We start from the raw sequence: 22,447 nt of genomic DNA, 5'->3' as shown, positions 1-22,447 counted from the left end.
CATGCCGAACTCAGAAGTGAAACGAAACAGCGTCGATGATAGTGTGGGTTCGCCCATGTGAAAGTAGAACATCGCCAAGCTCCTAATTAAGTAGAAAGCCCGCTCAATGAGCGGGCTTTTTGCGTTTGTGCGATTTGAATTTACAATGCTTTAATTCATCCATGAAGCTGGGTGCCATCGCGTATCCTTGCGCTCACTCCCTCAGGCTGCGAAACTCCGTTAACTACAGGCGTCCTGCTTTCCGTCCTTCGAATCAGCAGAGCTGTTCAAAAATATTCCGGATATTTTTGTCGGTCCATCGCCACCCATGTGTCTATTTACCGCTGTGGGCACTTGAACATCACCATGCTCCTAACTAAAAAGATTTTAGAGTTAAGCAACCAGACTTCAGAATTTTGCTGAACCCTGAACCCTGAACCCTGAACCCTGAACCCTGAACCCTGAACCCTGAACCCTGAACCCTGAACCCTGAACCCTGAACCCTGAACCCTGAACCCTGAACCATTTAACGATATTAGATGTAAGATATTTCCTACTTTGCTGCACGAAAGCGGCTTTTTGTTCTTGGTAATCTCCTGAGTTAAAACTCTAATCTTTTGAATTAATAGGCTTTTTATAATTGTTACAAAGTGGTTACAGTTAGTTGTTGAATTTAAATGCTTTTGCTTTGATCTAGATTAATTACACTATAAGTATTGAAAGGCTAGGGAGAGGCTGACAAATGGAACATTTTGAACAAGATATTAAAGGTATAGAAGAAAATAGGATTCGCTTTTATACCGCCTGCCTAGAAACATTTTCTCAATTTGATTATAACGATCCTTATTTAGAGCAGATCAAGCAAGATATTGAACGTCTTAAAAACAAGTCTTGCCAAAAAGATTAGTGTACAGCGAGTTTGGGGACTCGTTTCAGCCAAGGCTCACGCCTTGGCTTTTTTATTTCTAATTGCCTGTTTAACAGTAAATAATTGTAAAAATATGATGTGATAACTATCTATTTTATTGATTTATATATGATTTAATTTGAACTTGTTTGCTGGACAACAAACTGATAATTCCATATGTTAGTGAGTTAAATATACTCTAGGGAATTATCATGATTAAAAAAGCACTCGCACTTGCTGTGTGCACAGCTTTAGTTGGCTGTGGCGCTGAAAAAAGTGAAGAATCGGTTCAAGTTGAAAAGAAAACAGAGCAAACGGTAACACAAGCAGCTTTGACTTATCCTGAAACTAAGAAGGGTGAAGTTGTAGATACTTACTTCGATACGCAAGTTGCTGATCCATACCGTTGGTTAGAAGACGATATGAGCGAAGAGACAGCACAGTGGGTTAAAACGCAAAATAAAGTAACGTTTGACTACCTTTCTCAAATTTCTTACCGCGACAAGCTAAAAGAGCGTTTAACTAAGTTAATGGATTATGAAAAAGTAAGTGCACCTTTTAAAGAAGGTAAATACACTTACTTTTACAAAAATGATGGCTTACAAAACCAATATGTTATTTATCGCCAAGTTGAAGGTGGTGAGCCGGAAGTTTTCCTTGATCCAAACACATTCAGTGACGATGGTACAACTTCTTTAGCGGGTATTACTTTCTCTAAAGATGGCTCATTAGCGGCATATCAAATTTCTGAAGGCGGCAGTGACTGGCGCAAAGTTATTATTATTGACGTTGAAACTAAGAAGCAAATTGAAGACACCTTAGTTGACGTTAAATTTAGTGGTCTTTCTTGGGTTGGTAATGAAGGCTTTTACTACTCAAGTTACGATAAGCCAGAAGGCAGTGAGCTGTCAGCGAAAACAGACCAGCACAAACTTTACTTCCATAAGTTAGGCACAAAGCAAGCTGACGACAAAGTTGTGTTTGGTGGTACAGATGCACAGAAGCATCGTTATGTTGGTGGTTATGTAACTGAAGACGATAAATACTTATTAATCTCAGCTGCAGTATCAACGTCGGGCAACAAACTTTTCATTAAAGATTTATCTAAACCAGATAGCAAGTTAGAAACCATTTTAGACCACACTAACTCAGATACTCAGGTTATTGAGAACGAAGGTTCAAAGCTTTATTTAGTAACTAACCTAGATGCACCAAATAAACGCATTGTAACGGTTGATGCTGCTAAGCCAACACCAGATAACTGGAAGGACTTAATCCCTGAAACTGAAAACGTATTAAACGTTTCAACGGGTGGTGGCTACATTTTTGCACGTTACATGGTTGATGCAATTTCCAAAGTACAGCAATACGACAAGAGCGGTAAGCTTGTTCGTGATATCGAACTACCAGGTGTAGGTACTGCAGGTGGTTTTGGCGGTGAGAAAGAAGATAAAGAGCTGTACTATTCATTCACTAACTATAAAACACCAGGTACAACATTTAAGTTTAATGTAGAGACTGGTAAGAGCGAAGTGTACCGCAAGTCAGGTGCAGACTTCGATCCTGCGCAATTTGAGTCTAAGCAAGTATTCTATAAGTCAAAAGATGGTACAGAAGTACCGATGATCTTAACGTATAAGAAAGGCTTAAAGCTTGATGGTTCTAACCCAACTATTTTATACGGTTACGGTGGTTTTAACGTAAGCCTAACACCACGTTTTAGCCCAACGCGTGCGGCATGGTTAGAGCAAGGTGGTATTTACGCGGTTGCGAACCTTCGTGGTGGCGGTGAATATGGTAAGAAATGGCATAAAGCGGGTACGCAACTACAAAAGCAAAACGTATTTGATGACTTTATCGCTGCTGCTGAGTATTTAATTGCTGAAAATTACACATCGAGCGAAAAGCTAGCGGTAAATGGTGGCTCTAATGGTGGCCTACTTGTAGGTGCAGTTATGACACAGCGCCCAGAGCTATTCAAAGTTGCGTTACCAGCGGTAGGTGTATTAGATATGCTTCGTTACCACACATTCACAGCGGGTGCTGGTTGGGCGTATGACTATGGTACAGCAGAACAAAGCAAGGAAATGTTCGAGTACCTAAAAGCCTATTCACCAGTTCACAACGTGAAAGAGGGTGTTGAATACCCAGCTACTATGGTAACAACGGGCGATCATGATGACCGCGTAGTACCAGCGCACTCATTTAAGTTTGCAGCTGAGCTTCAAGACAAGCAAGCAGGTGCTAACCCTACACTTATCCGCATTGAAACTAATGCAGGCCATGGTGCGGGTACGCCTACAAGCAAAATCATTGAACAATATGCTGATATTTATGGCTTTACACTTTACAACATGGGTGTGAAAAAGCTGTAACCAGGACTATTATTGATACACGAAAAAGCGCAAACTTGTTTTGCGCTTTTTTTTGCATAAAACTCAGAATTCTTTGGCTTAGATCATTGCCACCTATGGCTTGCTAATTTAGACTTCTATACATCTAACGAATTAGGACTTATCCATGTTTGCATTACCTGAAATAAATCTCAAAGGCAAAGTGTCAGATGAAGAATGGCAGTTACGCGTTGACCTTGCAGCTTGTTACCGTTTAGCCCATTACTACGGCTGGGACGATACTATTTATACTCATATTTCAGCTCGCTTACCTGGCAAAGATGAATACCTAGTAAATGCGTTTGGTTTAACCTTTGATGAGATTACGGCATCAAATTTGGTAAAAGTGAACTTACAAGGTGAAATCCTTGATGACTCACCGTTTGAGATTAACCCAGCAGGTTTTACTATTCACAGCGCGATTCACGAAGTGCGTCACGATGCGCAATGTGTTATTCACTTGCATACCAACGAAACCATAGTGGTTTCCAGCTTAGAGGGTGGCTTAAAGCCGATTTCACAGCATGCAATGTTCCCATTGAGCAATATTGCTTATCACGGTTATGAAGGCCTCGCGGTAAATGCTGAGGAAAAAGCTCGCCTGCAAGCTGATTTAGGCAATGCACATACTTTAATGCTGCCTAATCATGGTGCATTAACCTTGGGCCCTTCGATAGGCGAAGCCTTTATGCGTTGGGCTGATTTACAACGTGCTTGTGAAATTCAAGTGATGGCACTTTCAACTAGCCAGCCACTTATTGCAATTGATCAGAAAATTTTAGATACGGTAAAAGATCAACAAAACAAAGTGCATACAGGTAGTACAGGTGGTCAAAAATCTTGGCCAGCAATGCGTCGTTTAGCGTATCGCATCGATCCTAGTTTTACCGAATAATTAGCAAACAAACATCAAAGTACTTCACTGGTTTGAAGTACTTTTAAGTCTCTAAACCTTTGCAAAGAGCAAAGTAAATATTAAACGTTTGGCAACAATAATTAGGAGCCCAACAAATATGAAAGTAACTCGCGTCGAAGTGTTTGATACCCATTGCCCTGAGCGTCCGCAATGGAACCCCGTTTTTGTTCGTATTCATACGGACGAAGGGATCTCAGGTGTTGGTGAAGCAGGTCTTGCCTATGATCTAGGTCACAGTGCAGCAGCAAATATGATTAAAGAATTTGCTGAAGCGTTTTTAATTGGTTTCGACCCTTTCCAAACTGAAAAATTATGGTCGCGTATGCTGCGCGAAAGTTTTTGGGGTTTAGGTGGCGGCCCAGTAGTGTATGCTGCGATGAGTGCGATTGATACTGCACTTTGGGACATCAAAGGTAAAGCCCTTAACTTACCTGTTTACCAACTGCTTGGCGGTAAGGTAAATGACAAGCTGCGCACTTATGCATCGCAATTACAGTTTGATTGGGATGATGAGTTTAAAGCACTAGTGCAGCCACAAGAATACGCAGAAGCAGCGCTTAAAGCGATTGCTGAAGGTTATGATGCGGTTAAAGTTGATCCAATCATGTATGACAAAGATGGCAACACTTACTACGAGCGCACTAAGATTATTTCACGTGGCGAAATGAAGCTATACCGTGCACGTATGGCGGCTATTCGTGAAGCGGTTGGCGACGAAGTGGATATTATTTTTGAATGCCATAGCTTACCAGGTGCAACAACGGCAATTCAGCTAGGTGAAATCGCTGAAGAGTTTGATTGCATGTATTACGAAGAACCAGTGAATTACTTAAATCACTCGCTGCACGCTAAAGTAGCCGATAAAGTAGCGGTGCCAATTGCCGGTGGCGAGCGTTTATATAATCGTTGGGGTGTACGTCCTTACCTTGAAGATCAAAGTGTTGATGTATTACAACCTGATATTGGTTTGTGCGGTGGCTTTACTGAAACCAAAAAAGTATGTGATTACGCGGATATTTTTGATGTGCGTATTCAAGCGCATGTATGCGGCGGCCCTGTTGCAACTGCGGCATCTCTGCACCTTGAAACAGCTATTCCAAACTTTTTAATTCACGAGCATCACACCTATGCAATTAAAAAGTGGAACCGCGAATTATGTATTCAAGATCCGCAGCCAAAAAATGGTTTCTTCGAAGTATCAGAAGCACCAGGTATTGGCATTGAGCTAAACGATGAAGTAATTATGAAATCGCCACGTATTGAGATTAAATAAAACTGTAAACTAAGCTCATTATAATCAGGAATACCTAGCTGTTAGATTGGCGTTTTTACAATGCTAAACCAACCTAAAGTATTCCTGATTAATCTTGATAAAAGCACCGAACGCCTAAAAAAAAGTAGTGGACGATTAGCGGCGCAAAATATTCAATTTGAACGCATCCCAGCCATTGACGGCACAAAACTTACAAACGCTGAAATTCAAGCACATTATTCATCGCAATTAAATTCAAAACAGTATTACCGCAATCTTGGCTATGGTGAAATTGGCTGTTTCTTAAGTCATCGTTTGGCGTGGCAAAAAATAATTGAACAAAAGCTGCCTTACGCAATTGTATTGGAAGATGACTTTCAACTAGCGGGTGATCTCAGCGCAGTATTTAGCACTATTGAATCGCTAACATTTGAATGGCAACTATTAAAACTTGCCGCTTATCAAAATCGCACCCGACCTATCAAAGCAACAAAACAAGTTAATGAAAAGTTTGATTTAGTACTTCATAAAAAGCCGCTCACAGGCTGTTGTGCACAAGCAATTACTTATCATGCGGCCAAACAGCTTTTAGCGATTAGCGAGCAATTTGGTTGCCCTGTTGATACGCAAATTCAGCGCACGTGGCAAACTGGCGTATCTGTTTATTCGCTTATGCCTTTTATGATTGAGCAAGATGGTAAAGTGGGTAGCGAAATTACCGCAGCATGTCAAAAACAAGTAATTAAAAAGCACTTTTTTAGACGAAAGTACCAACAATTAGCGGATGGAATTAATCATTACAAGCAAACCAAAATTGCGTTATCAGAACTAATATAATGATTCAATTAGGTTTAAGTTAGTCCTACATAAAACTACATTTCTATAATATTGTCATGTTGCAAAAAGGTTTCTAATCAGTTTCAAGACATGATGAAAAGTATAGGAAATGTTATGAAAAAAATTGCGTTACCTTTCGCACTTGCAGGTGTGGCAGTATTTAATATGCCAGTTGTAGCTGCAGAGAAAGTCAATTTAGTTAAGCCAAAATCATTCAACCAACATACACCACGCATTATTAACGGTAAGCCTGCTACTCAAGGTGATTACCCGTTTATGACCTCACTTATTTCTGCACAAGCTGAGGGTATCTCGCCATTTTGTGGTGCGTCATTTATTGGCGGTCGTTATGTACTAACTGCATCACATTGTATTGAAGGTTCTGCCGCTGAAAACATGCATGTTTGGATTGGTGGGTATGATACAACTAAACCTGAGTCAGGTAAGCGTGTTAGTGTTGCTCAAATTTATGAACACGAAAACTACGGAGACATAGGTCTTAATAACGATATTGCAATTATTGAGCTTACAGAAGAAGTAACGGGCATTACGCCAATCAAGTTAATGACCCCAGAGATTGAAGCGATTTTAAAAGATGGCTCTGAATTGACCGTTATGGGCTGGGGTAATATGAACCCTAACAGTGAAGCTGCTCCAGAGTATCCAGAAATTTTACAAGAAGTAACAGTGCCACTTTATAATCGTGAACAATGTATTGCCGATTACACTCAAGATGGTGAAACCGGCATTACGGATAATATGATCTGTGCCGGTTTTGTTGAGGGTGGCAAAGATTCGTGTCAGGGCGATAGTGGCGGCCCGCTTATCTTTAAACATGAAGAACAGTGGTATCAAGCAGGTGTTGTAAGCTTTGGTAATGGTTGTGCAGCGCCAAATGCACCAGGTGTATATGCACGTGTTGCAAACTATAACGATTGGGTTGAAGCGAAAAAGTCAGGCGTTTCATACAAACAAATAAACCGCCAAGGTTTTGTTGAGCAAATTTTCAACGAGCAAGCGACATTTAATATTAAAAACGTTGGCAGCGATAACTTTATGGTGACCAACGCAGCAGTTGTTGGCGCAGAAGGTGTTGAATTAGCTGAGGTTGAACAAAACTTATGTGACGGAAAAACACTATCGTTTGAACAAAATTGTGATATCAAAGTACGTGTTAAAACAAATGCACCGGGCAATGCGGGCTTTGCGTTACGAGTGACCACAAACGATGCGATTAACAAAGAAGCGATTATTTTCTACGGCGCGAATGTACTTGAGCAAGAGTCTGCGAATATGAATGAAATCGTGGGTAGCAATAATGATCGTGTTAAATGGTGGAGTGGTGGTGATTTAGCGTGGCAAGCGCAAACTAATAAGGCATCGCAAGGTGACTCTGCAATGGCAAGCGGAGATATCACGCACTTTCAACAAAGTGTTTTACTTGCGACGATTGATAACGACCGTGTTGAGAAGTTTAACTTTAAGCATTTAGTGTCGTCAGAGACTGATTGGGACTTTTTAACAGTTCGTCACAACAATAAAGTAATTTTACGCGCATCAGGTGTTGATAATACAGAATTCACAGCACAAGAAGTGACGTTAACAGAAGGTGTGGATCGTATCGCGATTATTTATGCCAAGGATGAAACAGACCTTGATGAGGTAGGTGACGATAAAGCATATATTGACGAAGTGTCGACAGTACTTAAAAATACCGCGCCACAAAGCAAAGTTAAACAAGCCACAATCACAGTGGAAGAAGCGAAAGGTTTTGTACTTGATGCCAGCGAGAGCAGTGATGCAGAGGGTGACTCACTAACTTATAAGTGGGAAGTGACCGAAGGAACAATTGCCATTGCAGATGCGACAAAAGCAGTTATTAACCTTACGGCGCCAGCATACAAAGATGCTAAATCGCTTACATTTAAAGTAACAGTGACTGACCAATTTGGTGCAAATAGCAGTAAAACGGTTCAGGTTACAATTAATAAAAAGCCTAAGCGTAGTAGCGGTAGCACAGGTATTATGTTGTTATTAGCTGCTTTTGTTTTCGCAGCGCGTCGAAAATTAGCGTAAACATTTAAATTTGGAGAAGCCAGCTAGTTTAGCTGGCTTGACTATATTATGAAGCAATTACATATCACTCTTTCTGCATTATTAATGACGCTATTTACATCAGCGTGTAGTAGCACGGCATTATCTGAAACAATGACTGAACAAGAGCTCAATAATCTAGAAAAAATATACAGCTTTAATGCTAAGGCCGAGTATATTTCGTTTGTGGTAAAATCAACAGGTTGCACAAGCAAAGACGATTTTGAATTATTACAGCAAGAAGCTAAAGGTGTGTACGAGTTCGCACTAAAGCGCAATAAAGCGGATCTTTGTCGTGCGATGCCTAGAGCATATCCTGTAACCTTTAAGTTACCTGAGACAATAGACTCAATTGATTTAATTAAAGTGTTAAATCCGCGTTATGACAGTGAAGCGCAAAAAGCAGCTAAACGTACACGTAAACAAGGATAGCAATAGACCAATTTTAGTGAGTATTTTACCCTGCTGGTATCGTTAGGAGATCATTTGCAGACGTTATTTTTACGTATTTATGGTTCGGTTATTTTGGCAGTAAGCTTGGTCTTACTGCTTTCCTACCTTGTATTTTCTTCGGTGAACCAATACCGTTACCAGCAGCATTTGGCTGAGCAACTTTCCGGCACCTTGTACCTACTCAAGCAGGGTATTAATCGACAAACTAACACTGCAAACCGTGAACGTTGGCTCGAGTTAGTTGCATCGCTTATGAATGTATCGCTGACTTTAGTCGATAAACCACCGAACCTAAATAAAGTCAGTATCTCTACCAATGTTCAAGCTAACAATGGTTACATTGTTGAATACCCAATTAACGACACTCATTTATTAACCATGCATTTAAATGGCGTGAGTGAGCAAATTGCCACTGGTACAGCATTTTTATTACTTAATGAAATTGGCTTATACAGTGCGCAACAGCGCCAAGCTGCATTCGATACCATCAGCGATCAATTTCACTACCCGATTAACCGGGTTAATGAGGCGAGCCAATTGCTCGACAGTGAGCAGTTAGAGCGTTTAGCGCGTGGTGAAATGGTCATTGTTTGGCAAACTGAATTTGATAGCAGCTTGTCGTTTGATATTTATGCGCCTTGGGGTAACTCTCAAGATTTACTTAAATTAGGCACAATCAAAATATTTGAGCAATATCCCCACTGGTTATTAATCTCGGGATTTATTGCCGTGCTGAGTGTATTAGCCGTAGTGATATTATTTATCATCCGCTTGTTGGTTAAACGATTAACGTATATTCAAGATAAAGTAGATGCTATCGAACCTGAGCTAATACAAGCGGAAGAAATACCACAAAACCTTGATGTGATTAACCAGTTAACTTGGAAAATCGATCAAATGGCACTGCGGATCACACGCTTAATTGAGCAAAAACACCAAATGTTGCGCGCTGTATCCCATGACTTACGAACCCCTTTATCAAAAGCGCAATTTAGGCTCGAAACATTAAATATTCAATTAGGTGTCGATAACGCCTTAATCGCACAAACTAAAGCTGACCTAAATCAGCTTAACTTATTAATAAGTGACTTACTTAGCTACGAAAAACTTACTGATAACAAAGCAATAGTTAAAGAAAATGTCGCGCTAAATTCGTTTGTGAACGCAATTGTGCAAGGAATGCAAATAGTCTTTCCTCACATTGAATTTACCTTTCAAGCACAGCAAGAGTATGCGCTAAAAATCAATAAACAGCTTTTTACACGCATGCTAGAAAATTTACTTAATAATGCCGCGCGCTTTGCAAAAAAATCGGTAACGGTTCAACTAACAAATCATCAGCAAAATATTGTGTTAGATGTAATTGATGATGGCCCCGGTGTTGATGAGCAAAGTAAACAGCATATCTTTGAGCCGTTTTACCAACAAGATCAAAGCCGAAGCAATAAAACCTCCGGTTATGGATTGGGGTTGGCCATTGTTCAGCAAATTGCATCACAACATGATGCCGATATCAGACTCATTGATACGCAAGTGGGCGCTCACTTTAGTATTCACTTCCAGCTTAAAGGGAGTGAATAATGAAAACGCTATTTTTCCTTTTCTGCTTGCTTAATGCATCTTCTGTATTTGCTGCGCAACCGCCTAAAAAAGAGCCGGAAAATACACCGAGTAACAAAGCGCTTAAACCACGTAGCGACAGTAAAAATGCTATTGACTGGGGTGATTGGGATAAAAAATTTCAACCTCAGCAGCGTTATGGTGTTGGCATTAAAGGCAAATTACAAAATGCGATCAGTGAGTTGGATAAAAGTAACTTACTTAATGATACAAGCGGTGTTTCAAGTACGCCGAAAACGCCCACAGATAAAAATAAAAAGCGAAAAGACATAAAGAAAATGAAGCAAGAACTCAAGGCGCTTGAAGAAAAAGTAAAACAAGAGATTGAAAGCGATGAAGACTATTAAATTATTTAAGTTTGCGATTGCTCACCTATTATTGGCACAGATTATTAATCCGTGTTTTGCAAGTGATAAAAATCAGCCGCTTAGTGCGTTTGAGCAAGCAATGCTGCACAATGAGCGCGGTGAATGGCTGGAAGCTGAAACACTACTTAGCTATCAGTTATCGCAAAATCCGATGCAGCACCGCGTGCGTTTAGAGTTAGCATTAACACAAATGCAACTGGGCAAATTTGACGTGGCAAAAGAGCACTTGTTAAGTTTAAAGCAAGTGACTGAATTGCCCGAAAACGTGCGCTTTAATATCGATATTATGCTTAATGAGATTAACGCTAAATCGCAGCTTGCCGAGGTTGAACCATCAAAAAGCCAGTGGGGACTTATTGGCACACTTGCTACCGGATACGATGACAACGTTCGCTTTAGCTTTGGCGACTATTTTTTAGATGATGATCCGTACTTAGATAGTTTTTACTTTGTATTACCGGATGGCAAAGAATATTTTATTTCTCAAAAAGGTTATTTGTATAGTTTAGATGGCGAAATTGTGATGCCTGAAGAACTCGGTATAGACATTTCCCCATTTCTTGAAAAGCCAAATTCAATGTTTGCTGAATCGGCGGCCATTATAAAATACAGCTATTTGGGCGAGCAGGTAAATTGGAAAAACAATCTGCTGATCCGTAATATCGATAATGCTGATTTTAGTGATTACGATAAGCTGCTATTTAAACTTGATTCAGAACTAGCATGGCCGCTGGCAAGTGATAAAGAAATCGCCTTGCAATTTGAACAGCGAAATCAGTTTAGAGGTGGTGAGCCACAAATTACGTCAAGCGCATTAACATTAGGCTATCGTCTATTTTCAAAAAGTAGTGAGTGGTACATGTATGGTCAGTACATGGATAGAAGTTTTAAAACCATAGAAGTGCAGTTTGGGGATTATTCATATACCAATTATGGCTTTGATAATAAGTCTTGGGCAGCTGGTGTAGAATGGAATAAACTTTTTTACAACAATCAATTGTTAGCTAAAGTACAATTTGAATTAAAGAGCAACGACGCAAGCGATGGGCTTAATTATTTAGGCGCTATTTTAAAAACTGCGTTAGTTTATCAGTTAGATGATAAATGGAGTGTTGCGGGTTATGTGAACTTTTTTCAGCAAGATTACAGTAAAAGTGATTTAATCGAAGCTTACGGGTTGGATGAAAATAGCGAACTGGCAACCATTGATAAAAGCTTACGTATTGGTTCTAAAGTTGATTATCAAATTAATCAACAGCTCTCAGTATTTGTTTCAGCGGATTGGGGCGAGCGTTCGTCAGATATTTACTGGGGTGTGCAAAGTAATACAGTGCGAGCAAAGCTAGGATTTAACTTCGAATTTTAAAGTGGCATTAAATGGAAAAATATAATCTGATAATTGTTGAAGATGATGCTGAGTTGGCGAGTTTAACACAGTCGTTTTTTCAGCAGTTCGAGTTTAATTGTACTGTGATAAGCGAAGGACAAACCGCAGTACAACAGATTATTGCCGAGCAACCAGATTTAGTGTTACTGGATTTAATGCTGCCAGATATTGATGGTATGCAAGTATTCCAACAAATAAAACCTGCCTACACTGGTAAAGTGGCTATGTTAACTGCGCGAGGTGACACCATTGATCAGGTGTTGGGTTTAGAGTTTGGTGCTGACGACTATATTTCTAAGCCAATCGAGCCGCGTTTATTATTAGCAAAGTGTCGCGCCTTATTACGCCGAGAAGTGAACACTGAAGTAATGAAAGAGCAGGGTATTTCATTTAACGATATCACTATTAATAAGCATAAACGTGAAGTTAAAAAGCGAGATCGTGTATTAGAATTCGCAGCCCCTGAGTATGATTTGTTGCTGTTGCTGGTGGAGCATAGTGGTGAAGTGATAACGCGAGATACCATTTTCAAAACCCTGTGGGGCATTGATTATGATGGTCAAAATCGCCAAGTGGATATTTATATTTCATCGATTCGCAGTAAGTTAGAAAGCGACCCAAATCAGCCAAGCATAATTAAAACTGTGCGCTCTAAAGGCTATTTATTTACTGGATAATTTCATTTGATGTGTAAACGAAAAGGGTATCAAATGATACCCTTTTTTGTTTTTCTATTAGCGTTAGAGCGACTTTTTACTCAGTTCCTAACGCATAGTAACAAATTCTTCTGAACCAGTAGGGTGTATCGCCACAACTGAATCAAAATCAGCCTTTGTTGCACCCATCTTCATGGCAACGCCAAAACCTTGGATCATTTCATCAACGGCAAAACCAATGCCGTGCAAGCCAACAATTTTCTCGTTAGGGCCTTGGCATACCAGTTTCATTTTACATGGTTGACGGTGCTGTGTTACTGCAGTGTACATTGCAGTAAAACTTGAGGTATACACTTTAATGTCATCATCACCAAACTGTTCACGGGCCTCGGTTTCAGTTAAACCAATAGTGCCAATTGGAGGGTGGCTAAATACAACGGTTGGTACTAAGTTGTAGTCCATTTTGGCATTTGGCATTTCAGGGTTGAATAAGCGCTCGGACAATAAGCGTCCAGCTTTAACAGCCACAGGGGTAAGTTCAATACCGTTTTCAATAATATCGCCAACAGCGTAAACGCCTTCAGCTGAGGTATTTTGGAATTCATCCACTTTTACGTGGCCTGATTCTGTTAACTCAACACCTGCTGCTGCAATATTGATTTTATCTGTGGTTGGCTGACGACCAATCGCCCAAATAACTTGGTCAACATTAACGCTGTTACCATTTTCAAAGTGCAGCGTTAAAGAACCGTCTGATTCTTTTGTAACTTCTTTTGGCGTAGCGTTAGTGTGAAGTGTTGGACCTTCTGATTCAATTACTTCCATCAGAGTATCAACAATAAGTGGGTCAAATGTGCGAAGCGGTGTATCACGGCGAACGCATAAATGCGTTTCAGTGCCTAAACCGTGCATTACGCCTGCAAGTTCAACTGCAATATAACCAGCACCTACTACTGCTACACGTTTAGGCTGCTCTTTTAACTCAAAAAAGCCGTTTGAGTCGATGCCGTATTCAGCACCAGGAATATTTGGAATGCTAGGGCGACCGCCAACAGCAACAAGAATATGGTCGGCAGTGTAGTGCTCACCATTCACTTCAATGGTTTTATTATCGACAAATTTTGCGAAGCCTTGGATTACGGTAACGCCATTTTTTGCTAGGTAATTATCATAGCCATTATGAATACGGCCAATGTAAGCTTCACGACTCTCAAGTAATTTAGCCCAATTAAACTCTTTAATTTCAACGTCAAAACCGTAGTCAGGTGCATATAGTTTTATCGCTTCAGCAACTTGCGCACCATGCCACATTACTTTTTTAGGAACACAGCCAACATTTACACAGGTGCCACCTAGCGGGCCTGCTTCTACTAGGGCGACGTTTGCACCGCGCATTGCTGCTCGGTTTGCTGATGCAATGCCACCACTGCCACCGCCGATAGCGATATAATCAAAATGCTTTGCCATTTGAAGTTCCTTAATTTTTTAGTCTTTGTTTTTAACTGATATAGGTATTCTAACCGATAACACAATAGCCTAACTTGCAATTTTTATCGATTGCCCCAATCTAAATTAACAATGACAAATTAATAAGAAGCGTTTTATGACTAATCCATTAATTGGCCTTGAAGGGTTACCACCATTTTCACAAATTAAACCTGAGCACATTGTGCCTGCATTAAAACAGGGTATTGCGGATTGTAAGCAAACGATTGAGCAAGTATTAGCGCAAGAGTCGTATACTTGGGATAACTTTATTGTGCCACTGGATGAAGTTGACGATAAATTAACGCGTCTTTGGTCACCAGTGTCGCATATGCATTCAGTGGTAAACAGTGAAGAACTGCGTGCAGCCTATGATGAGTGTTTACCGCTTATCTCGGAATATTCAACCTTTGTTGGTCAACACCAGGGGTTATTTTTAGCAACGAAAGCGATTGCTGAAAGCGATGAGTTTGCAAACCTTTCAGAGGCACAGCAAAAAGCGATCAATAATAGCTTGCGTGACTTTAAACTTTCAGGCATTGCATTGCCTGAAGAAAAACAAAAACGTTACGGCGAAATTGTTGCACGTTTATCAGAGCTTGCTGCTAAGTTTGGCAATAATGTGATGGATGCCACGCTTGCTTGGCAAAAACACATCACAGATGAAGCGGATTTAGCGGGCTTACCAGAGTCAGCAATTGCTCTTGCAAAACACACAGCGGAAAGTAAAGAGTTGGAAGGTTGGTTATTTACGCTCGATTTTCCATCGTATTTACCTGTGATGACCCATGCGGATAACCGTGAACTGCGTAAAGAAACCTATATTGCATTTAGCACCAGAGCGTCTGATCAAGGCCCAAATGCCGGTGAGTTTGATAACAGCGCCATTATGGCCGAAGAGCTTGCACTTCGTCATGAGCTGGCGCAATTGCTCGATTTCGAAAACTTTGCAGATAAGTCACTGGCAACCAAAATGGCAGAATCGCCACAACAAGTGTTCGATTTTTTAAATGACCTTGCAACAAAATCAAAACCTCAAGCGCAAGCAGAACTTGCAGAGCTAACTGCCTATGCAAACGAAAAACACGGTATTAGCAAGTTAGAAGCATGGGATTACACCTATTACAGTGAAAAGCTTAAGCAGGAAAAATACGCCATTTCAGATGAAATTTTGCGCCCATACTTCCCGGAAAACAAAGTGCTAAGTGGCTTGTTTGAAACCGTAAACCGTCTATTTGGTATTGAGGTTAAAGAAGTACAAGGTGTTGATACGTGGCACAAAGATGTTCGCTTTTTTGAGATTTTTGATAACAGCGGCGAAAAACGCGGTTCATTCTATTTAGACTTATATGCGCGCGACCATAAACGCGGTGGCGCGTGGATGGATGATTGCATTGGCCGCAAAGTGCGTGCTAATGGTGACGTACAATTGCCTGTGGCTTATTTGGTATGTAACTTCAATAAACCGGTTGGTGATAAACCAGCGTTATTTACACACTACGAAGTAACCACTTTATTCCATGAGTTTGGTCATGGTATTCACCATATGCTAACGCAAGTGGATGTGGGCGCGGTTTCGGGCATTAATGGTGTGGCGTGGGATGCGGTTGAATTACCAAGCCAATTTTTAGAAAACTGGTGTTATGAAGAAGATGCTCTGGCGTTTATTTCGGGTCACTATGAAACAGGTGAGCCGCTTCCTAAAGATTTACTTGAAAAATTACTCGCGGCTAAAAACTATCAATCAGCAATGATGATGATTCGTCAATTAGAGTTCTCATTATTTGATTTCCATATCCATGCTGATTATGACCCTGCTAAAGGGGATGAAATTCAAACAATTTTAAATAAGGTGCGCGAACAAGTTTCAGTAGTTAAAGCGCCAGAGTTCAACCGTTTTCAACATGGCTTTAGTCACATTTTTGCTGGTGGCTATTCAGCAGGATATTATTCGTACAAATGGGCTGAAGTGCTTTCTGCAGATGCGTTCTCTCGTTTTGAAGATGAAGGCATTTTTAATGCAGAGACAGGCCAATCATTCTTAAATAATGTATTAGAAATGGGCGGCTCAAAAGAGCCTATGGAACTATTTGTTGCATTTAGAGGGCGAGAGCCAAATGTGGATGCCTTGCTGCGCCACAGCGGTATTCAATAAATCTAGGGTCTGTTGACCTTTCAAGTTCGTTTTTGCAGCCGTTTGATTGGGTTTTATACAAGGCAGAGAGGCTGCGTGGCATAGTTATTCTATGTGAGTCAGCCGATAACACAGTAGAAAACCCAATCAAGCGCTGCCGAACGGTTCTTTTGAGCGCACTTTTCTCATTGTTGCCTATATGGATGTAGGTAAGGGGCGTGAGCAGGACGCGGAAGCTTTGCTCGATATTCGCTTAGATTGCTAGGCCACACATCGAGCGCCGCGATAAAAGCACGCTCAAAGAGAACAAAAGTAGAATAGCAAAGGTCAACAGACCCTAATAAGCCGCTAAAATTTAGCGGTTTTTTTATGCATTTCATTTGGTTAAGTCTATGCTTAATTTTAGCTAATAAATAATATAGGTTTAGGCATGTTAACCAGTGTACTTGCTATTGATGATGACAAGCTAATCCACCAAATAATCGAAAAAACGCTCACCGATAATAACCAAGTAAGTCATGCATATAATGGTGAAGAGGGCATTAAAATGGCAAGGGATACGCATCCCGATATCATTTTGCTCGATGTTGAAATGCCAGGTATTAATGGGTTTGAAGTATGTAGCAAGTTAAAACAACAACTTGATACCCAAGATATTCCAATCATGTTCTTATCGTCTCGTAGCTCTCTTGAAGAGCGCATCAAAGGCTATAATTCTGGTGCGGATGATTACATCGTTAAACCATTTGAAACAGAAGAGTTATTAGCACGCATTAAAGTACTTCACCAATATAAAAAGCAGTCACAATTATTAAAGCAAGATATAGAACAAGCGCAAAATACTGCTGCAATCGCAATGACAGATTACAGCGATATGGGGCGCGCTATGCGGTATGTAAGTCAAACTTATGGTGTTAAGTCTCTTACGCGCCTTTCTGAGTGTTTATTTGAGTTTTTTTCACCTCTTAATTTAAATGTTGTCACAGCGTTTTGGTTTGAAAGTGGTAATGAATTTTTCTCCAACAATAGCGCGGTATGCCCTCTTGAGAAGGAGCTGATGCTCAACGCGAAAGAAGGCGAGCGGTTTATCGATTTTGGTTCGCGCACAATTATTAACTACCCGAATGTCTCGCTGTTAGTAAAAAATATGCCTGTAGATGACGCGCCACTTTATGGTCGTTATAAAGATTTGTTTCCACATATTTTGGAAGCAACAAACGCCAAGCTTGGTACACTCGAATTGCATAATCAGTTATCGGAGCAAGCGCAACAAATCACTAAAACGTTTGAACTGGTCGACAGTACACTGCGTGCACAGCTACAAAGCTTGTATAACAATAGTAAAGTGTCGGTTGAGTTAATCGAAACCTTATACCAGCGCTTTTGTGATACGGTGCCGCGGTTAGCGTTAGAGTCAGACCAAGAAGAATACATTTTAGGCTCAGTAGAAGAGACTGTAGAAAGTTTGCGCTATCATTTAACCGTTGGTGATGAAATTCAAAGCTCATTTAATGAAGTGATGACATACCTTGACCACATTATGAAAGAGCGTGAAAAAATACTTGAAAGACTTGAACAAGAACAACAAAGAGAAGAAATTAACGAAATTACGTCGCAGGACGATATTGAGCTATTTTAACAAGTTTGCATTATTCGCGTATAAAAATACTTTGCTAATCACTATAATGTTGTCATCTCAATATTTAGCAATGGATTTTCTGTGTTAATTGCTAACAGCATTCCTGAACAAAAAGACTACCTTGAACAGCTTGATAAGCGCTTTGCGTTATCTGAATGGTTATCGAGCAATCCGTTATTTTCCCTTCATTATGAGCGCGATGGGTTGGCATTAAGCAAAAATGATGAGCCAAAATTGGGGGCGATTCGTGTTGATTTTGTAACAGGTGCTGCTGCACACAGACGCAAATTTGGTGGTGGTAAAGGGCAGGCTATCGCTAAAGCAATTGGTTTAAACAAGGGCAAAGGCATCACACCGCATGTACTTGATGGTACAGCCGGATTGGGGCGTGATGGTTTTGTTTTGGCATCGCTTGGCTGTACAGTGACGTTACATGAGCGTCACCCAGTTGTTGCTGCACTTTTATTTGATGGCTTAGAGCGCGCGTATCTTGATGCCGAAATTGGCAGTTGGATGAGCGAGCGTATGAAAATGGCATTTGGCTCGAGTCACCAGTTGTTGCCAGATACTCATAGCGAAATTGACGTAGTGTACCTTGATCCCATGTTTCCACACCGTGAAAAATCAGCGGCGGTGAAAAAAGAAATGCGGGTGTTTCAATCATTAGTTGGTTCTGATTTAGATGCTGATGAATTGTTAGCGCCAGCGTATCAATTAGCATCGAAACGAGTTGTGGTAAAACGCCCTGATTACGCGCCCTTTTTAGCTGAAAAAACGCCGTCGATGCAAATCAAAACTAAGAAAAATCGCTTTGACGTTTATGTCAAAGCAGCGATGACTGAAACAAAAACGTCATAATAAAGTCATATACTCGCAGGGCAAGTTAATAGATTTAGAGTGCCCTATGCGCGTTTCAAGTTTTACCCGATTACTTTTAGTCGTTTTAAGTGCCATCAGTATTGCACTTGCTGTTGTACTTTTGTGGGCAAGCCAAACAATAAACACCCTTAATCAACAAACTGTTTCGTACAATCAGCTTAAAAATACGGTTGTAGTCGACTTAGCGAATAGCCTGCAAGATTATTTAACTTATGGTGATAACCAGTACTTAACTTTGGCAAAGTCACATATTGAATCGGTTGAGCAAAAGTTAACGATTTTACCGGCCTCTATTTCGTCCTCTTTGCAAGCGCAATTAACACAGCTAAAAAGCGGCATTGACGGAAAATACTTGGCACTGGGTAAGTTAAGCGGTAATAAAAATGCATTGATTGACCATGCGCTCAATGAAATGGCAGATTATGCTAGTGCTTTAAGTCAGTACGCGCAGAAAGCGCAAAGCTCAAATGGCCAAACACGTTTTTATGTATTGGCAAATGCCTATCAAACAAATGTCGTGCAACTTGTTATCGCATTGAAAGAAAACAATTTAGAAAGTACCAATTTGGTTCTGACTGAACTGACACGAGTTGCAAAAGAGATTGAAAACCTACCCTTATTAGGTGTTTTTGACCCTAATATTGATGAAGACGAACTAATGCTAACGGGCGATGAGCCTGAAGATCTTGGTGAAGAGATCCAAGCTGAACTTGTTAGTTTACCCAATCGTTTGCCAAAAGAGTTGGCAAATACCAAGCGTTTAAATGAACAACGTGAGTTGGGAATTTCATCACTTCGAGAAGAAATTAGCACGTTAACTAACAGCATTTTAACTGCTGAAAAACAATTGCGTGATGAGCAGGCATTAATCGAAAAGCGCGTGTTTTATACCTTGTTAGTGGCGGTTGTAGGACTATTTGTGATTGCTGCAGTGGTTTATTTTACACAAAGAAAGCAAGTGCTTACACCTGTGAGGGCACTCAGAAACGCATTTTCTAAGCTAATTGAAAACGATAACTTAGAGCATATTCAAACAGATAACCCAAAAACCGAAATGGGTGAAATTGCGCAGTACTTTAATCAGTTGATTGAAAAGCAAAAATTAGAAGCACAAGAACGCGCAGAAACCTTGCAACTAGTGAGCGACTTTTTAGCAAATATGAGTGAGCAGCTAAAAGTAATGCTAACGGCGTCAGAGCAATCGATAGATGAAGTTGTGCAAAGCGAAACTCTGTTGAGTCAAGTGACAGAAATTGGCGAGCAAGTTAATGATATTAACGGCACGGTAAAAAACAATGCGGAGCTAACATTCAGTGCAATGGAAACCAGTGTAAATCAATCTGAATCGATGCTGGTGGCGAGCAACAAGACCCAACAACAAGTGCAATCGGGTATGGATTCGATGGACCAGCTACTGAAAGGCGTGAGTGATGTGGCGTCTGTTCTCGAAGTTATCAACTCCATTGCCGAGCAAACCAATTTACTTGCGCTTAATGCCGCGATTGAGTCGGCGCGCGCAGGCGAACATGGACGAGGATTTGCCGTGGTCGCCGATGAAGTAAGGCAGCTTGCGAAGCAAACCCAAAGCTCATTGCAAAGCATAAAACAACAGTTAGATGGCTTAACGTTAAGTTCACAGCAAGTTTCGCAACAAATGGGCGAGCTAGCAGACAATGCAAGCCAGCAAACAAAATCGGCAACACAACTAAAAGAAACCGCGAGCAGTGTTGCGGATAATGCGCTATCAGCCTCTGAAGTGGCAAATCAAGCAAGTAGTTTTGCCCTTGAACAAAGTAATTATTTGAATGAGTTTTCGCGCGCGATGGCACAGCTTAAAACGCGTGTGCAGCAATCAAATACGCAAGTACAAGGAATACAAAGTGATTTAGAGCAGAAGATGGTTCAAATTCGTCATTCTTTAGGTCTACAATAGTGGTTATTCGCCAACAATTGGGAGACACAAATATGATTAAAACGAACCAAACACTGCCAAACCATACATTTAACCTATTAACTGAAAATGGTATGACTACGCCATCGACTGCTGATTTATTCGCAAATCAAAAAGTAGTGATGTTTGCAGTACCGGGTGCATTTACTCCAACCTGTTCAGCAAGGCATTTACCGGGTTTTGTTGAGAATTTTAATGCATTTAAAGAAAAAGGAATTGACCGCATTATTTGTATCTCAGTTAATGATGCGTTTGTAATGAAGGCGTGGGGTGATGCACAGAGCGCAGCGAATATTGATATGTTGGCAGATGGTGATGGCGCGTTCACTAAAGCGTTAGGGCTAGGTATGGAAACAGGTGTATTTGGTGGTTATCGTTCACAGCGTTACGCCATGCTTGTTGAAAATCAAACTGTTACTCAATTGTGGCTAGAAGAGCCTAAAGCCTTTGAAGTTTCAAGTGCAGAGGCTGTTCTAGCGAATCTCTGAAACAAATAAGACTTGTTTTTATTACCCTTTTATTCACGTTTTTCTTTAATTAAATTAAGCAGTTAAATGCCTTGCATTTAACTGCTTAACGCTTACAATGCGGGCTTTTAAATCAATTCTGTTACGTGTGTAATTAAATACAGCGCAGGATAAATGAAATGCTAACAAAGCGATATTGTTCTTATGGTGTTATTTAACATCGAAAAATTTAGGCGCAGTTAGTATTTGTTTAATCTGTGAGTTCATAGCAATTAAATGAATTGGTATTAGTTAATCTATTTAGTCGTGGAGTCAGTTATGTTAGCACCTGCAATGGTTGAAAAATTAAATGAGCAAATCAATTTAGAGTTTTATTCATCAAACCTTTATTTACAAATGAGTGCATGGTGTGAAGATAAAGGGTTTGAAGGTGCGGCAGAATTGCTGCGTAAGCACGCGTTAGAAGAAATGGATCATATGAATCGTTTGTTCACTTATGTCAGTGAAACTGGCGCTATGCCAATTTTAGGGTCGATCGCTGCGCCACCACATGAGTTTGCGTCGTTAGGTGATGTATTTCGAGAAACTCTGGAGCACGAGTGTCAAATCACCAAAGCAATTAATGAATTAACGCACGTTGCGTTTACCACTCATGACTATTCTACATTTAACTTTTTACAGTGGTATGTTGCTGAACAGCATGAAGAAGAAAAGCTGTTTAAAGGTATTTTAGACAAAATTGAATTAGTAGGCGAAGACGGTAAAGCATTATTCTGGATTGATAAAGATCTTGCTGAGCTTGCGAAAAAAGGCACTACTTCAATTATGGAGCCAGGCGCTTAATTAGTCTGTTGTTATAAGGGTCAGGTTTCAGAAGCTTTGCTGAACCCTGAACCCTGAACCCTGAACCCTGAACCCTGAACCCTGAACCCTGAACCCTGAACCCTGAACCCTGAAATTCTCTTAAAAAATCTATTTGCACTCTGCACTCAATGTGCGTAAAATGTGCGCTCTTTCGACCATTTAAACT

Annotated in this window: 18 protein-coding genes; 17 read left to right on the top strand and 1 reads right to left on the bottom strand. The window is 40.5% G+C overall.

Features of this window, described 5'->3' with window-relative positions; genetic code table 11:
- The first annotated feature begins 721 nt into the window (after positions 1-721).
- The 11 genes from ACHSBP_RS16810 to ACHSBP_RS16760 all read left to right on the top strand — a co-directional run bounded on the left by ACHSBP_RS16810 (position 722) and on the right by ACHSBP_RS16760 (position 12,883).
- Positions 722-886: a hypothetical protein gene (locus ACHSBP_RS16810; protein WP_158523446.1), complete on the top strand. Its 165-nt coding sequence runs from the start codon at positions 722-724 to the stop codon at positions 884-886.
- A gap of 332 nt (positions 887-1,218) precedes the next feature.
- On the top strand, positions 1,219-3,261 hold the full coding sequence (locus tag ACHSBP_RS16805) for a prolyl oligopeptidase family protein (RefSeq protein WP_010561973.1): 2,043 nt from the start codon (positions 1,219-1,221) through the stop codon (positions 3,259-3,261).
- A 145-nt stretch (positions 3,262-3,406) separates the two neighbouring features.
- Positions 3,407-4,174, top strand: a complete 768-nt coding sequence (locus tag ACHSBP_RS16800; protein WP_394228000.1) for a class II aldolase/adducin family protein — start codon at positions 3,407-3,409, stop codon at positions 4,172-4,174.
- Positions 4,175-4,292: 118 nt separating this feature from the next.
- Positions 4,293-5,468 (top strand): mandelate racemase/muconate lactonizing enzyme family protein, encoded by a 1,176-nt coding sequence (locus ACHSBP_RS16795; protein WP_100914059.1) that lies wholly within the window; start codon positions 4,293-4,295, stop codon positions 5,466-5,468.
- A 60-nt stretch (positions 5,469-5,528) separates the two neighbouring features.
- The gene (locus tag ACHSBP_RS16790) at positions 5,529-6,284 is read left to right on the top strand and encodes a glycosyltransferase family 25 protein (RefSeq protein ID WP_395389689.1); all 756 of its coding nucleotides are present in this window, start codon (positions 5,529-5,531) and stop codon (positions 6,282-6,284) included.
- A gap of 114 nt (positions 6,285-6,398) precedes the next feature.
- The gene (locus ACHSBP_RS16785; protein WP_395389688.1) at positions 6,399-8,360 is read left to right on the top strand and encodes a trypsin-like serine protease; all 1,962 of its coding nucleotides are present in this window, start codon (positions 6,399-6,401) and stop codon (positions 8,358-8,360) included.
- 48 nt (positions 8,361-8,408) lie between these two features.
- Positions 8,409-8,810, top strand: a complete 402-nt coding sequence (locus tag ACHSBP_RS16780) for a hypothetical protein (RefSeq protein ID WP_395389687.1) — start codon at positions 8,409-8,411, stop codon at positions 8,808-8,810.
- A 54-nt stretch (positions 8,811-8,864) separates the two neighbouring features.
- A complete protein-coding gene (locus tag ACHSBP_RS16775; protein WP_010561967.1) occupies positions 8,865-10,412 on the top strand; it encodes a cell wall metabolism sensor histidine kinase WalK in 1,548 nt (515 codons plus the stop codon).
- Positions 10,412-10,798 (top strand): hypothetical protein, encoded by a 387-nt coding sequence (locus ACHSBP_RS16770; RefSeq protein ID WP_010561966.1) that lies wholly within the window; start codon positions 10,412-10,414, stop codon positions 10,796-10,798. Before ACHSBP_RS16775 ends, ACHSBP_RS16770 begins: the two co-directional genes overlap by 1 nt.
- The gene (locus tag ACHSBP_RS16765) at positions 10,785-12,185 is read left to right on the top strand and encodes a hypothetical protein (protein WP_010561965.1); all 1,401 of its coding nucleotides are present in this window, start codon (positions 10,785-10,787) and stop codon (positions 12,183-12,185) included. The genes ACHSBP_RS16770 and ACHSBP_RS16765 overlap by 14 nt, the downstream gene beginning before the upstream one ends.
- Before the next feature lie 11 nt (positions 12,186-12,196).
- The gene (locus ACHSBP_RS16760; protein ID WP_010561964.1) at positions 12,197-12,883 is read left to right on the top strand and encodes a response regulator transcription factor; all 687 of its coding nucleotides are present in this window, start codon (positions 12,197-12,199) and stop codon (positions 12,881-12,883) included.
- 87 nt (positions 12,884-12,970) lie between these two features.
- Here the strand turns inward: ACHSBP_RS16760 and gorA are convergent, their stop codons facing one another.
- Entirely contained in the window at positions 12,971-14,329 is a 1,359-nt protein-coding gene (gene gorA, locus ACHSBP_RS16755; protein WP_010561963.1) for a glutathione-disulfide reductase, read from the bottom strand.
- Positions 14,330-14,465: 136 nt separating this feature from the next.
- Here gorA and prlC point away from each other — a divergent pair, with 136 nt between their 5' ends.
- The 6 genes from prlC to ftnA all read left to right on the top strand — a co-directional run bounded on the left by prlC (position 14,466) and on the right by ftnA (position 22,260).
- Positions 14,466-16,502, top strand: a complete 2,037-nt coding sequence (prlC, locus tag ACHSBP_RS16750) for an oligopeptidase A (RefSeq protein ID WP_395389685.1) — start codon at positions 14,466-14,468, stop codon at positions 16,500-16,502.
- 409 nt (positions 16,503-16,911) lie between these two features.
- Positions 16,912-18,120, top strand: a complete 1,209-nt coding sequence (locus ACHSBP_RS16745; protein ID WP_395389684.1) for a response regulator transcription factor — start codon at positions 16,912-16,914, stop codon at positions 18,118-18,120.
- Positions 18,121-18,201: 81 nt separating this feature from the next.
- Positions 18,202-18,978, top strand: coding sequence for a class I SAM-dependent methyltransferase (locus tag ACHSBP_RS16740; RefSeq protein WP_395389683.1), 777 nt, complete (start codon positions 18,202-18,204; stop codon positions 18,976-18,978).
- Positions 18,979-19,024: 46 nt separating this feature from the next.
- Positions 19,025-20,932 carry a methyl-accepting chemotaxis protein gene (locus ACHSBP_RS16735; protein WP_395389682.1) on the top strand — a complete coding sequence of 636 codons (1,908 nt, stop codon included), beginning with the start codon at positions 19,025-19,027 and terminating at the stop codon, positions 20,930-20,932.
- Positions 20,933-20,964: 32 nt separating this feature from the next.
- The gene (locus ACHSBP_RS16730; protein WP_395389681.1) at positions 20,965-21,438 is read left to right on the top strand and encodes a peroxiredoxin; all 474 of its coding nucleotides are present in this window, start codon (positions 20,965-20,967) and stop codon (positions 21,436-21,438) included.
- A 297-nt stretch (positions 21,439-21,735) separates the two neighbouring features.
- On the top strand, positions 21,736-22,260 hold the full coding sequence (gene ftnA, locus ACHSBP_RS16725; protein ID WP_010561957.1) for a non-heme ferritin: 525 nt from the start codon (positions 21,736-21,738) through the stop codon (positions 22,258-22,260).
- Positions 22,261-22,447: the final 187 nt, after the last annotated feature.

Source organism: Pseudoalteromonas sp. XMcav1-K (assembly GCF_044005875.1).
GTDB lineage: Bacteria > Pseudomonadota > Gammaproteobacteria > Enterobacterales > Alteromonadaceae > Pseudoalteromonas > Pseudoalteromonas spongiae.
The sequence above is the reverse complement of the archived record's forward strand: the minus strand, read 5'-3'. Positions and strand labels throughout refer to the sequence as shown.